The organism is Brevibacterium sp. K11IcPPYGO002 (assembly GCF_050920635.1).
In the GTDB taxonomy this organism is placed as follows: domain Bacteria; phylum Actinomycetota; class Actinomycetes; order Actinomycetales; family Brevibacteriaceae; genus Brevibacterium.
In genome coordinates, this window is record NZ_CP131929.1 from 3,037,338 (window position 1) to 3,050,470 (window position 13,133).

General features: G+C 67.1%; 11 protein-coding genes. 6 read left to right on the forward strand and 5 right to left on the reverse strand.

What is annotated here, in order from left to right:
- Window positions 1-292: 292 nt before the first annotated feature.
- The 4 genes from QYM46_RS13995 (at window position 293) to QYM46_RS14010 (ending at window position 5,314) form a co-directional block, all read left to right on the forward strand.
- A complete protein-coding gene (locus tag QYM46_RS13995) occupies window positions 293-2,149 on the forward strand; it encodes an ABC-F family ATP-binding cassette domain-containing protein (RefSeq protein WP_432789424.1) in 1,857 nt (618 codons plus the stop codon).
- A 64-nt stretch (window positions 2,150-2,213) separates the two neighbouring features.
- A complete protein-coding gene (locus tag QYM46_RS14000; protein WP_432789425.1) occupies window positions 2,214-2,564 on the forward strand; it encodes a TraR/DksA family transcriptional regulator in 351 nt (116 codons plus the stop codon).
- Between the two features lie 113 nt (window positions 2,565-2,677).
- A complete protein-coding gene (locus QYM46_RS14005) occupies window positions 2,678-4,054 on the forward strand; it encodes an acyltransferase family protein (protein ID WP_432789426.1) in 1,377 nt (458 codons plus the stop codon).
- Window positions 4,055-4,264: 210 nt separating this feature from the next.
- A complete protein-coding gene (locus QYM46_RS14010) occupies window positions 4,265-5,314 on the forward strand; it encodes a homocysteine S-methyltransferase family protein (protein WP_432789427.1) in 1,050 nt (349 codons plus the stop codon).
- A 226-nt stretch (window positions 5,315-5,540) separates the two neighbouring features.
- Here the strand turns inward: QYM46_RS14010 and QYM46_RS14015 are convergent, their stop codons facing one another.
- Both QYM46_RS14015 and gndA read right to left on the reverse strand, forming a co-directional pair.
- A complete protein-coding gene (locus tag QYM46_RS14015) occupies window positions 5,541-6,683 on the reverse strand; it encodes an alanine--glyoxylate aminotransferase family protein (RefSeq protein ID WP_432789428.1) in 1,143 nt (380 codons plus the stop codon).
- 166 nt (window positions 6,684-6,849) lie between these two features.
- Window positions 6,850-8,292, reverse strand: a complete 1,443-nt coding sequence (gene gndA / locus QYM46_RS14020) for an NADP-dependent phosphogluconate dehydrogenase (protein WP_432789429.1) — start codon at window positions 8,290-8,292, stop codon at window positions 6,850-6,852.
- A gap of 125 nt (window positions 8,293-8,417) precedes the next feature.
- On the opposite strand from gndA, the gene QYM46_RS14025 reads away from it, so the two are divergent.
- Window positions 8,418-8,930, forward strand: a complete 513-nt coding sequence (locus tag QYM46_RS14025) for a gluconokinase (RefSeq protein WP_432789430.1) — start codon at window positions 8,418-8,420, stop codon at window positions 8,928-8,930.
- 50 nt (window positions 8,931-8,980) lie between these two features.
- Window positions 8,981-10,384 (forward strand): GntP family permease, encoded by a 1,404-nt coding sequence (locus QYM46_RS14030; protein WP_432789431.1) that lies wholly within the window; start codon window positions 8,981-8,983, stop codon window positions 10,382-10,384.
- An 89-nt stretch (window positions 10,385-10,473) separates the two neighbouring features.
- On the opposite strand, the gene QYM46_RS14035 is transcribed toward QYM46_RS14030, so the two are convergent.
- The 3 genes from QYM46_RS14035 to rsmA are packed head-to-tail and all read right to left on the reverse strand — an operon-like array spanning window position 10,474 to window position 13,123.
- Window positions 10,474-11,247: a FadR/GntR family transcriptional regulator gene (locus QYM46_RS14035; protein ID WP_432789432.1), complete on the reverse strand. Its 774-nt coding sequence runs from the start codon at window positions 11,245-11,247 to the stop codon at window positions 10,474-10,476.
- A gap of 2 nt (window positions 11,248-11,249) precedes the next feature.
- Complete coding sequence (locus QYM46_RS14040) at window positions 11,250-12,197, reverse strand: 4-(cytidine 5'-diphospho)-2-C-methyl-D-erythritol kinase (protein WP_432789433.1); 948 nt, start codon at window positions 12,195-12,197, stop codon at window positions 11,250-11,252.
- A complete protein-coding gene (rsmA, locus tag QYM46_RS14045) occupies window positions 12,194-13,123 on the reverse strand; it encodes a 16S rRNA (adenine(1518)-N(6)/adenine(1519)-N(6))-dimethyltransferase RsmA (protein WP_432789434.1) in 930 nt (309 codons plus the stop codon). Before rsmA ends, QYM46_RS14040 begins: the two co-directional genes overlap by 4 nt.
- Between the last annotated feature and the right edge of the window lie 10 nt (window positions 13,124-13,133).

The following is a 13,133-nucleotide window of genomic DNA, read 5'->3' on the forward strand; positions in this document are numbered from 1 at the left end:
CACTGGACGAACTGTCATATTTTGATGAGTTTCGGTCAGTCTAATGCAATGAAGTCGTTTCAGCGGCTCCGCTAGCACCTCAATCACGGACACCGATATGAAAAAGAAATATTCCGTCACGGACGGCCGATTTCGGTCCGCAATGCGAACTCGCAGACCTCCATCTTTGAGACAGTCGACCGTGGCGCGGAGACAGCCGACTGACGCAGGATCGGACACTCCGCGGGCGCATAGAGGCAGACACCCGGCGGGAGCAGGGGCCCGCCCATCGTGAACTAGGCTAGGGAGCGCTATGGCACATCTCCTCGGGGCAGAAGCCCTCCACCTCGAATACCCCACGCGCGTCGTCTTCGACTCGGTCACCCTCGGTGTCGAGTCCGGTGACAGGATCGGCATCGTCGGCCGCAACGGCGACGGCAAGTCGAGTCTGCTCGGCATGCTCGCCGGCACCATCGAACCCGATTCCGGACGCGTGACCTATCGCGGCGGTCTGCGTCTGGGAATGCTCGGCCAGCGCGATGACCTCGATGACGAAGCGACCGTGGGCTTCTCCGTCGTCGGCGATGCCGCCGATCACGAATGGGCCGCCGATCCGCAGGCCCGTGACATCATCTCCGGTCTCATCGCCGATCTCGATTGGGATGCGCAGATCTCCTCGCTCTCCGGTGGTCAGCGCCGCCGAGTGGCTCTGGCTGCGCTGCTCATCGGCGATTGGGACATGCTCATCCTCGACGAGCCGACGAACCATCTCGACGTCGACGGCATCGCGTGGTTGGCGAAGCATGTGCGCGGCCGGTGGCCGAAGAACGCCGGAGCCCTGCTCCTGGTCACCCACGACCGGTGGTTCCTCGACGAGGTGTGCACGAAGACCTGGGAGGTCCACGACCGCATCGTCGAGCCCTTCGAAGGCGGTTATGCCGCGTACGTCCTCCAACGCGTCGAACGCGACCGGATCGCGGCCGCCACCGAGGCGAAGCGACAGAATCTCATGCGCAAGGAACTCGCGTGGCTGCGACGCGGCGCTCCCGCCCGAACGTCGAAGCCGAAGTTCCGCATCGAGGCGGCTAACCAGCTCATCGCCGACGTGCCCGAGGTCCGCAATCCGATCGAGCTGAAGAAGATGGCCACGGCCCGCCTGGGCAAGGACGTCGTCGATCTGCTCGACGTGTCCAAGCACTTCGGTGAGACGACGATCCTCGACGATGTCACCTGGCGCATCGGTCCCGGCGAACGCACCGGCATCCTCGGCCCCAACGGCGCCGGAAAGTCGACCCTGCTGGGTCTGATCTCGGGAGAGATCGACCCCGATGCCGGACGGGTCAAGCGCGGCAAGACCGTGCAGATCGGTGTGCTCGATCAGCAGTTCAAGGATCTGGCCCGCATCGCCGACTCCCGTGTCCGCGAGGTTCTCGCCGAGTCGAAGACCTCGTTCAACATCGAAGGCAAGGACTTCACTCCGGCCCAGCTGCTCGAACGGCTCGGCTTCGCGAAGGAGCATCTGTCCGCCAGGGTCAAGGAGCTCTCCGGCGGGCAGAAGCGCCGACTTCAGCTTCTGCTGCTGCTCATGGCCGAACCCAATGTCATCATCCTCGACGAGCCGACGAACGACGTCGACTCCGACATGCTCGCGGCGATGGAGGATCTCCTCGATTCCTGGCCGGGCACTCTCATCGTCGTCTCCCACGACCGGTACCTGTTGGAGCGGGTCACCGATCAGCAGTACGCGATCCTCGACAACGGTCTGCGCCATGTGCCCGGCGGTGTCGAAGAGTATCTGCGGCTGCGGGCCGAACAGGAACGTCGCGGCGCTGCCAGTTCGAACAGGGCTTCCGGCGGTTCGAACGGGGCCGCGACGGGATCCGGCGGGGACGGTTCCGGTGGGGCCGCCTCGGCGAGCGAGGGATCCTCATCGGCTCCGAAACTGTCCGGTGCGGAAGCCCGGGCGGCGAAGAAGGAAGTGTCCGCGATCGAACGGCGGATGGACAAGCTGAACACTCGGATCGCGCAGAAGCACGAGGAGATGGCCGCCCACGACCAGACCGACTTCGAAGGACTGGCCGAGCTCACGGCAGCGATCCGTCAGTCCCAGGACGAACTCGACGAGCTCGAGATGCGCTGGCTCGAAGCGTCCGAGGCGCTGGAAGCCTGAGGGTTCGAGGCGACGAACGACGATAACGCCGGACGACGGACCAGTCGAAGCCGAGGAGACGACGATGATCGACGAAGCGCAGATGCGGGAGCGGCTCGAGGATGAGCGGGCGGAGACGCAGGCGCTCATCGGCCGCCTGACCCAAGGTATCGACGAGGTCTCGGCCGCCCGCGACGGTGACAACAGCGACGACGAACACGATCCGGAAGGGGCGACGCTGGCCTTCGAACGGTCGCAGGCCGCGACCCTGCTCGAACAGTCCGAGGGCCGCCTCGATGAGATCGGCGAGGCGGTCGACCGCCTCGCCGCGGGCACGTTCGGAACCTGCATCGACTGCGGCAATCCCATCGCCGAGGCGCGGCTGGAGGCCCGCCCCTACGCGGCGACATGCGTGGACTGCGCCGCCCGCGGCTAGTCGTTTCCATCCCTGGTCGCACACGCGAGGCCGGCGTCCCACATGACCGGGCGACCACCTCGGCGATGGTGTGATCTTTCCCCAAAGCCTGCCGGGTGCGGTAGTGTATCGGCGTGTCAACACGGGACTATCGCATCGACCGCGCCAAGGGAATACTCATCTTCCTGGTGGTTTTGGGCCACCTTCTCGCTCGAACCTCTCCGTGGGAGTCGCCGATCCTGGGCGCACCGATGTACTTCATCTACATGTTCCACATGCCGGCGTTCGTCTTCCTCGCCGGAATCACGGCGAAGTCGAACAAGCTGGCCGAACGGGTTCTGACCTACTTCGTTCTCCTCGCCACGGTGCTGCCGCTCATGTGGGGGTGGATGTGGATCTTCGGGCTCAATCCCGACTACGACTTCCTCAGACCGTTCTGGTACACGTGGTTCCTGCTGTCGATGGCGTGGTGGATGATCACGGTCCCCTTCATCGAGCGCTTCCCACGCACGATGCTCGTCGCCTCGCTCGTCGTCGGGCTCTTCGGCGGACTGCTGCCGATCCTCGACACCGAACTCTCCGCGGCTCGGACGATGGCGTTCTGGCCGTTCTTCGTCATCGGCAAGCTCTACGGCAAGCAGATCATCGGCTGGGCGGGCAGCCTTGCGATCTGGCAGAAACTCGGCCTCAGCGTCGCCGCACTCGCAGCAGTCGGATACTTCTATCTCGACCAGGTCGATCACAACTGGCTCTACGGCAGCCTCAACTTCGCCCACTTCGGCGTCAGCGTTCCCGAAGGCGTGGGCCTGCGTCTCATCGTCGACCTCGGAGCGGTGCTGCTGACATTGGCGCTGCTGACCTGGCTGTCGAACACGAAGGACACGCTCGCCACGATCGGCAAGCACAGCCTGGCTGTCTACATCCTCCACGGCTTCGTCGTCCGCGGCCTGCAGCCGGTCCTCGACGACAGCCGCACCGTCCTCCACGACGCCGTCGTCCTCCTCATCTGCGTGGCCCTGGCCGTGGTGTGGACGGGCGTGCTGTCCTGGGGGCCCTTCGAACGCGCCCTGCGCTGGTGGTCGTCGACCGTCACGGGCCTGCTGCTCAAACCGTTCCCGTTCCTGCGACCGGAGGATTCCGACCGGCGCGGCGGACATGGTCACCGCGGCGGGCGAGGTCGCCGTGGAGACGCCGGCTACCCCGGCGACGCTCATCACCCCGGCAACTCCTACAGCGAGGGCGACGGACCGGACCGGCAGGGACTCGGCCTGCAGCCGCTGCCCGGAGTCGGCTACCAGCACTCCCCCGGCTACGAACAGCAGCCGGGCCAGCAGCAGTCCTTCGCCTCGCCGGCACCGGCTGCGGGCGAGCCGTACCCGCTGCCGGGTTCGCACGAGGTTCCGCAGAACAACGCCACCTACGAAACCACTCAGGAAGTTCCCGCCGGAGCCGCCCAACGGGCAATGCGCTACCGTCGCCTGCCGGTCTACCTCAGCGGCGACGACCGCTGACGCTCGGGCCGCACCCGCGGTTCCTGCCCCCGACCGAGCCGAATCCGTCTTCGGGACCTCGGGCCGCCTCGGCGAAGGTTGTGTCCTTTCATGGCGATCGGCGACGATTTATGTCGATGTGACGGACGTGGCTGCGCCGATCGATGGTGTGATACCCAGGTTCGGGCCGCTCGCCCGGGCTCGACCACATCATCGAATCGGAGAGCAACCATGACCGCGACCAACGCACTGACCCAACGCCTCGATGCCGGCCCCGTGATCTGCGCGGAAGGCTTCCTGTTCGAGCTCGAGAAACGCGGATACCTGTCCGCAGGCGAGTTCGTCCCCGAGGTGGCCCTCGAATTCCCCGATGCCCTGCGCTCCCTCCACGTCGACTTCCAGCGGGCCGGCTCCGACATCGTCGAGGCCTTCACCTACAACGGCCACCGCGAGAAGATGCGCGTGATCGGCAAGGAGGATCTGCTCGAGCCGCTCAACCGCGCCGCCCTGCAGATCGCCCGGTCCGTCGCCGACGCGAAGCCCGGGAACTTCATGGCCGGCAACATCTCGAACTCGAACATCTGGGACCCTGCCGATGAGTCCAAGCAGGCCGAGGTGCGGGCCATGTTCGCCGAAATGGTCGGCTGGGCGGTCGAGGAAGGTGCCGACCTCATCATCGGCGAGACCTTCTACTTCGCCGGTGAGGCCATCGCCGCCGCCGAGATCGCCAAGGCCAGCGGCCTGCCCGTCGTGCTCACACTGGCGCCGATGGCCTTCCAGGAGATGGCCGACGGGGTCGGGATCGTCGAGACCGCGCAGCGCCTCGAGCAGCTCGGCGTCGATGTCGTCGGCCTCAACTGCTTCCGCGGTCCCGCGACGATGCTGCCGTGGCTCAAGGAGATCCGAGCGGCCGTGTCCTGTCACGTCGGTGCCCTGCCGATCCCCTACCGCACCACGGAGAACGAGCCGACGTTCTTCAACCTCTCCGACCCCCGCGCCGAGGTGGCCTCCCCGCACGGGCGCACGTTCCCCACCGCTCTCGATCCCCTGCAGACCAACCGCTACGAGATCGGTGCGTTCGCGAAGGAGGCCTACGACCTGGGCGTCAACTACATCGGCGTGTGCTGCGGCGCCACCCCGATGCACATCCGCGAGGTCGCCGAGGCGGTCGGGCTGACCACAGAAGCCAGCCGGTTCTCCGAGAACATGGCCAACCACTTCATGTACGGCAGCAACGAACGGCTCGCCGACAACGTCGTCGCCCTCGGAGACTCCGCCTGAGGTCGAGCGCAGAGCGCCGCTGAACTCCGCCGCGCGTGGCTCAACCCAGTGCGGCCGCGCGAACCCCTCCGAGCATCCCTCACCGTTGATGGTGGCCTGCACCGTCAGTGTCACAACATACAGTCAGCGCCATAGCCCCTCGTTGCAACGGGAGGTTATGGCACTGTCTGTGTGTGGCGACTGCCGGAGGGCAGTGACGCTGCCGGCGCAGGTTCGCGCGCGCCGCTCAGGCTTCGGCGGTCACGCCGATCGAGTCGAGAGCGGCCTCGAGGCGAGCGATCGTGCCGTCGATGTCGCCGAGCTTGTCGAGACCGAACAGGCCGATGCGGAAACTCGAGAAATCCTCGGGCTCATCGCACTGCAGCGGCACGCCGGCGGCGATCTGCACGCCGACCTCCTTGAAGCCGGCGCCGGTGGCGAGCTGCGGGTTGTCGGTGTGGACGACGACCACACTCGGCGAGGCGAACTCATCCGACGCCACCGAGGGCAGTCCCCGCTGCGCGAAGACGGCGCGGACCCGCTGTCCGAGCTCGGCCTGCGCGGCGGCGAGCTTGTCGAAGCCGCGCTCCTCGCTCTCGGCCATGAGCTTGGCGTTGTGCGCCAGAGCGTCGGTGGGCATCGTCGCATGGTACGGTGCACGGCCGGCTTCGTATTCGTCGGCGATGAACAGCCACTTCTTCAGATCCATCGCGAAGCTCGTCGACGTCGTCGCCTCGACGGCGGCACGGCCGGCCTTGCTGAGCATGACGTATCCGGCGCACGGCGATCCGCTCCAGCCCTTCTGCGGGGCGGAGATGAGCACATCGACGCCGAGGTCGGTCATCGATGCCCACACCGCACCCGAGGCGATGCAGTCGAGAACGAAGATTCCGCCGACCGAATGCACGGCCTCGGAAACCTGGCGGACGTAGTCATCGGGCAGGACCATTCCCGAGGCGGTTTCGACGTGGGGAGCGAACACGACAGCGGGCTTCTCGCGCTCGATGGCGGCGACCACCTCGGCGATGGGGGCCGGCGACCACGGCGACTGGTGCTCGGCGCTGTCCGGGGAGGCCTTGAGCACGGTCGTCTCCGAGGCGATGGCTCCGGCATCGAGGATCTGCGACCAGCGGAAGGAGAACAGACCGTTGCGCACGATCAGCACCTTCTTGCCGGTGGCCACCTGGCGGGCCACGGATTCCATGGCGTAGCTGCCGCCGCCGGGGACGATGGCTGCGGAATCGGCATCGTAGGCCGAGCGCAGGATCCGGTTGATCTCCTGCATCACGGACACGAATCGCTGCGACATGTGGTTGAGCGATCGGTCGGTGAAGACCACCGAGTATTCGAGCAGGCCGTCTGGGTCAACATCTTCGTGTGGCAAAGTCATGGCTCTAACATATCGACAGTCCGACATCCGGGCCACCACAGTCGATGGGTGAGATCAGTTCGACCGACACCGAGGCGGCCGACCGTCAGTTTCGCACCGCACCGAGGCGGCCCCGTCGTTCCGGTCGACTGTCACCGAGGTGGCCGACCGTTCGGGCTCGATTGGCTCAGAGCTCGACTTCGCTGCGATCCCCCGACCACAGAGTGTGGAAGGTCCCGGGACGGTCGGTGCGCGCGTAGGTGTGCGAACCGAAGCGGTCGCGCTGAGCCTGGATGAGAGCGGCACTGCCCGCCTCGGAGCGCAGTCCGTCGAAGTAGGACAACGTCGAGGCCAGCCCGGGGACGGCGATGCCGCCACCGATAGCCTGGACGACAGTCGAACGCAGGGATTCCTGGCAGCCCTCGGCGACCTCGCGGACGAACTCGGCAGCCAGCAGGTTCTCCGGAGGGGCCGGGGAATCGAAGGCCTCGACGATGCGATCGAGCAGTCGGGCCCGGATGATGCATCCGGCCCGCCAGATCCCAGCGAGGCGCCCGAGGTCGATGTCCCAGCCGTGTTCGGCTGCCCCAGCAGAGATCTCGTGGAAGCCCTGCACGTAGGCCATGACCTTGCCGAGCAGCAGCGCCCGACCGATCTCGTCGATGCGAGCCGTCCGCTCGTGGCCGGGCAGCGACGACGGTTCGGCGCCGGGACGTGGACCGGCCAGCCGGAGCCCCTGAGCGCGCAGATCGAGCGCGGATGACAGCGACCGGGAGAAGACCGCCTCGGCGATGGTGGGCACCGGAACCCCGAGATCCAGCCCGACCTGCGCTGTCCACGCACCCGTGCCCTTGGCCTTCGCCGCATCGGCGACGATATCGACGAACGGCCGGCCCGTCGCCTCGTCGACGTGGGCGAGGACATCGGCGGTGATCTCGATGAGGTAGGACTCGAGCTCTCCGGTGTTCCAGTCGGCGAAGACCTCGGCGATCTCGGCCGGCGTCATCCCCAGGCCGTCGCGCAGGAGGGCGAAGGCCTCGCTGATGAGCTGCATATCGGCGTATTCGATGCCGTTGTGGACCATCTTGACGAAATGCCCGGCCCCGTCGGTGCCGATGTGGTCGACGCAGGCCTCATCTCCGGCCCGTGCCGCAATGGGTTCGAGCAGGGGCCGCAGACGCTGCCATGCGGTCTCCGATCCGCCGACCATGAGGGAAGGTCCGAGCAGAGCGCCGACCTCTCCCCCGGAGATGCCGACCCCGGCGAACTCGATGCCGGTGCCCTCGAGTCGGACCCCACGGTCGATCGTGTCCCGGAAGTGGGAATTGCCGCCGTCGACGATGATGTCACCTGGTGCGAACGCCTCGGCGAGGTCGCCGATCGCCGAATCCGTGGCTCTTCCGGCGTTGACCATGAGGATCGCCACCCGCGGTTCGGCGAGCTTCGCGGCCAGGTCGGCCGGGTCGGAGGCGACGATGAAATCGGCCTCGGGGAAGTCCTGCGCCAGGCTCTGGGCGCGTTCGACGTCCCGGTCGTAGACGGCCACACGGTGGCCGGACTGCCGGGCGAGATTGCGGGCGAGATTCGATCCCATCACACCGGTTCCGATCACTGCGACATCGGCCTTCATGAGCATTCCTCTTCCCTGTGATCTGCAGTGTTGACAGTCGCTTCCCGCCAGCACTACGGTGCAATAAATCTGTTTTAATAACTGATTGTAGATATTTCTTCATATTTTATCGAGAGGTTTCGGTTATGGGTCACAGCCCTTTCCTTCCACCGCTCGTCATCATGGGTGTCTCGGGAACCGGCAAAACCGTCCTCGGCGCGCAGGTGGCGCACGCCCTCGACCGTCGATTCGTCGACGCCGACGATCTGCACTCCGCGGCGAACAAAGCGAAGATGGGCTCCGGGGTGCCGCTCACGGATGAGGATCGGGCCCCCTGGCTCGACAGTGTCGCACTCGAAGCCGCCCGCACCCCGGCTCCCGTCATCGCCTGCTCCGCACTCAAGCGCACCTACCGTGACCTGCTGCGCAGGTCCGCACCCGAGCTCGTCTTCATCCACCTCGACGGTCCTCGAGAGGTCATCGCCGACCATCTGGCCCGCCGCGACCATGAGTTCATGTCCCCCGACCTGCTCGACTCGCAGCTGGCCACCCTCGAACCGCTCACCGCCGAGGAAGCTCACGCCACCGTCGACGTCGACCAGTCGATCCCCGATGTCCTGGGTGCGATCCTCGCATCCGTGAAGCGGATGAGCGCATGATCGCCCCGTCCACCGTCCGTCCATCCACCTGACCTCAAGGAAGAGGAACAATGACCGAACTCGAACTGGCCTGGACTCTGTCGACCCCGGCCCTGCTGGGCCTCGCAGCCGCGGCCATCGCCGTGCTGCTCCTGCTCATCATCAAGGCACGCGTCCATGCCTTCATCGCCCTCGTCATCGTCTCAGTGATCACGGCGCTGGCCGCCGGAATCATGCCCGGCGACCTCATCGACGTCCTCTACGACGGTTTCGGGTCGACCCTGGCCAGCGTGGCCCTGCTCGTGGGCCTCGGTGCGATGCTCGGGCGGATGCTCGAACTCTCCGGCGGCGCCGAGGTGCTCACCGATGCCCTCATCCGCCTCTTCGGTGAGAAGCGAGCACCGTTCGCCCTCGGTGTGACCTCACTTCTCTTCGGCTTCCCGATCTTCTTCGACGCCGGGCTCGTCGTCATGCTGCCGATCATCTTCACGATCGCGCGCCGCCTCGGCGGATCTCTGCTGCTCTACGCGATGCCCGCGGCCATGGCGTTCTCCGCCATGCACATCTTCGTGCCCCCGCACCCCGGCCCGGTCGCGGCCTCCGGGCTGCTCGGCGCGAACGTCGGACTCGTCCTCATCTGCGGACTCGTCGTCGCCATCCCGGCCTGGTACCTCACCGGGTACCTGTTCGGGCTCATCATCGGCCGACGCATCGACGTCGCGGTCCCGTCGGTCCTCTCGACCGGGAAGGACGACACCTATGCCGACTTCGCCTCGCGACCGAAGCTCGGCCACGTCATCTTCCTCCTCGTGCTGCCGCTCGTGCTCATCTTCCTCAACACCGGGCTGAACTTCGCCGGTGAAGCCGGGTGGGTCGATGTCGAATCGGTGTTCATCAGCTCCCTGCGACTGCTCGGAGAGACCCCGATCGCCCTGCTCATCACCGTCGTCATGGCCATGTGGCTGCTCGGCTGGAAGCAGAAGAAGGGCCAGTCGCTCATCGAGACCGTCGTCGACTCCGCGCTCGGCCCGGTGTGCTCGATCATCCTCATCACCGGCGCCGGCGGTATGTTCGGCGGAGTCCTGCGCGCCAGCGGCATCGGCGATTCACTGGCCGAATCACTTGCCGCCCTCGGCCTGCCCGTCATCGTCGCCGGATTCGTCATCGCCGCGATCGTTCGCATCGCGCAGGGTTCGGCCACAGTGGCGCTGACGACCGCGGCGGCTCTCGTCCAGCCGATCGTCGTCGGCAACCCGGACTTCTCGAGCCTGCAGGTCGTCGCGATCGTGCTGTCGCTGGCCGCCGGTTCGGTCTTCGCCAGCCATGTCAACGACTCCGGTTTCTGGCTGGTCTCCCGCTTCTTCGGCATGGACACGAAGACGACGCTGAAGACCTGGACCGTTGCGGAGACGCTGCTGGGCACCGTCGGATTCCTGCTCAGCCTGGTCCTCTACGGAGTCGTCAGCCTGTTCTAGGACAGGTTCTCGGCCGCACGGGCGCCTCGGACGAGTCGACGGGCGCCTCGGACCATGCGACGGGCCTCTCGAACCAGGCGTCGGTTTCGTCAGTGTCCGGTGTGCCGGGGTTCGTCGGCCCAGACGCTGCCCATCTCCGCATCGGCCTTGGCCACGATCTTCGCCATCGCGTCCTTCGCCCGGGCCGGGTCCTGCCCGCCGATGGCGTCGGCGACGTCGAAATGCCATTGCAGGGCATCCGGATGCGGGAACTTCGGCATCAGCCCCGCCCCGGTGCGCCCGGCGAGGATCTCACCGATGACGGTGTCGAAGGCGGCGAAGAGCTCGTTGCCGCCGGCGCCGAGCACCGTCCGGTGGAACGCCACATCGGCATCGAGGAACGCTTCGACCTCGCCCTGTCTGCCCGTCGCCCTCATCCGGGCGGCCAGACCCATGATCTCCTCGGCGACGTCCGCCGGGGCATGCTGAGCGGCCAGTCCGGCCGCCTCGGGTTCGATGGCCACCCGCAGTTCGGTCAGCGATCGCAGCTGCCGCGCCGGAGTCTCGGTCATCCTCCAGCGGATGACGAGCGGGTCGAGCAGCATCCATTCGCTCATCGCGAGCACGACGAGACCGACCCGACGGATCGGCTGCAGCATTCCCAATGATTCGAGGACTCGCACGACTTCGCGCACCACCGACAGCGACACGTCGTAGCGGGCACGCAGATCCTCGGCCTTGATGATCGTCCCGGCGGCCAGCCGCCCGGCGACGATGTCCTGCCCGACCTGGTCGCGCAGCGTCTCATGGAGGTTCCCGCGGTTCTCCGGCCCCGATTTCGGACTGCCGGCCGCCTCGGCGGGGGTGCCGTTCCTCTCCCCCACGGTCAGCCGCCGTCCACGATGTGCGCTCCGGGGGCGGGCCCGGTGGTGCGCAGCGCTTCGTTGACGCCTCTCGTGGCCTGCAGGAGAACGGCGAGGTCGAGGGCATGGTGGGCATCGCGGGCGAGGAAGCCGATCGTCGGGCCCGACCCGCTGAGCAGGGGCAGGAGCGCTCCGGCGTCCCGGCCGGCCTCCATCACCTCGGCGATTTCGGGCATGAAGGACACAGCCGCCTCGGTGAGGTCGTTCGCCGCGGATTCCGCGAGCGTGTCCGGTTCACCGGCGGCGAGCGCCGTGAGCACTCGGTCGGGGACGGTCGCGGGCGCCGGGTCGGGGTTGAGTTCGTCGAAGCGGGCGTAGACGTCCGGGGTGGGCAGGGGCGACGCCGAGGTGGCCATCACCCAGTGGAAGGTTCCGCGGGTGAGCACGGGGCTCAGCTTCTCCCCGCGACCGTGGCCGATGGCCGTGCCCCCGCGCAGGAGGAACGCGACGTCGGCGCCGACGGCGACCGCGCATTCGTGGAGGATCGCCTCGTCGACGCCGCCGACGAGGTGGGCGGCTCCGACGAGGGCGGCGGCAGCGTCGGCCGATCCCCCACCCATTCCGCCGGCCACGGGAACCTGCTTGTCGATGACGATGTCGAGGTCACGCAGCACGGCGACGTCACGATCGTCTTCGAGTGCGGTGATGAGGAGGTCGACGGCGCGTCTGGCGAAGTTCGACTCATCGCGTGGGACCGCGGCATCCGCGTAGCGGCCCTGGATGATGATCGTCCGAGTTCCGCCCGGAATGAGGGTGAGGGTCTCGCCGAGGTTGAGCGCTTGGAACACGGTTGCGAGCTCGTGATATCCGTCGTTGACCGCGCCCACACCGAGGTGGATGTTGATCTTCCCCGGCGCCCACACTTTCACCGGGGCCGGGATCGTCATACGCGGGTGCAGCGGGACGGTCATGGTGAGGGATCCTCGGTGGGCGGGGCCGGTGCGGAGGCGTCATCGTCGACGGCCACGGCGGTGAGGCGTTCGAAGTCGGAGACGGTGAGGGCCTCGCCGCGGGTCTTCGGGTCGATTCCGGCCGCGATCAGCAGGTCTTCGGATTGCTGGGGGCTGCCGGCCCAGTAGGACAGGGCAGCGCGCAGGGTCTTGCGGCGCTGGGCGAAGGCGGCGTCGATGAGGGTGAAGAGGCGGCTGCGCACGTCCGGGTCGCGGTCGGTGCGGGTGACGTCGATGCGCACGAGTCCGGAGTCGATGTTCGGGGCCGGCCAGAACACGTTCTTGCCGATCTTGCCCGCCAGCTGCACATCCCCGTACCACTGCGCTTTGACGCTGGGGACGCCGTAGGTGCGGGAGCCGGGTGCGGCGGCGAGCCGTTCGGCGACTTCGAGCTGGACCATGACGAGGACGGTCGTCAGGCTCGGGAAGGTCTCGAGGAAGTGCAGCAGCACTGGCACGGCCACGTTGTAGGGCAGGTTCGCCACGAGGGCGTCGGGCTGGTTCGCGGCATCGGGCCGATCGTCCACGGGTTCGGTCGTGTGCTGCGGCGCGGGCAGCGTCGTGACGCGGAGGGCATCGGCGTTGACCAGGTGGAACGGGGCATCACTGCCGGCGAACGTCCCCACTGTGCTCGGCAGCTTCTGCGCGAGCAGGTCGTCGATCTCGACGGCTGTGACGGTGTGGCCGGCCTCGAGCAGGCCGAGGGTGAGCGAACCGAGACCCGGACCGATCTCGACGACGTTCGAGTTCTCCGCAAGTCCTGCGGCAGCGACGATCGACCGCACGGTATTGGGGTCGATGACGAAGTTCTGGCCCTTCTGCTTCGTCGGGCGCAGACCGATGTCGGCGGCTAATTCGCGGATATCGCGGGCGGTCAGTAACGTCACAGCCAACAAC

Bases quoted from the DNA above. Each gene is read 5' to 3' on its own strand.
- QYM46_RS13995 (WP_432789424.1), top strand. From the start codon at position 293: ATGGCACATCTCCTCGGGGCAGAAGCCCTCCACCTCGAATACCCCACG.
- QYM46_RS14000 (WP_432789425.1), top strand. From the start codon at position 2,214: ATGATCGACGAAGCGCAGATGCGGGAGCGGCTCGAGGATGAGCGGGCG.
- QYM46_RS14010 (WP_432789427.1), top strand. From the start codon at position 4,265: ATGACCGCGACCAACGCACTGACCCAACGCCTCGATGCCGGCCCCGTG.
- QYM46_RS14015 (WP_432789428.1), bottom strand. From the start codon at position 6,683: ATGACTTTGCCACACGAAGATGTTGACCCAGACGGCCTGCTCGAATAC.
- gndA (WP_432789429.1), bottom strand. From the start codon at position 8,292: ATGAAGGCCGATGTCGCAGTGATCGGAACCGGTGTGATGGGATCGAAT.
- QYM46_RS14025 (WP_432789430.1), top strand. From the start codon at position 8,418: ATGGGTCACAGCCCTTTCCTTCCACCGCTCGTCATCATGGGTGTCTCG.
- QYM46_RS14030 (WP_432789431.1), top strand. From the start codon at position 8,981: ATGACCGAACTCGAACTGGCCTGGACTCTGTCGACCCCGGCCCTGCTG.
- QYM46_RS14040 (WP_432789433.1), bottom strand. From the start codon at position 12,197: ATGACCGTCCCGCTGCACCCGCGTATGACGATCCCGGCCCCGGTGAAA.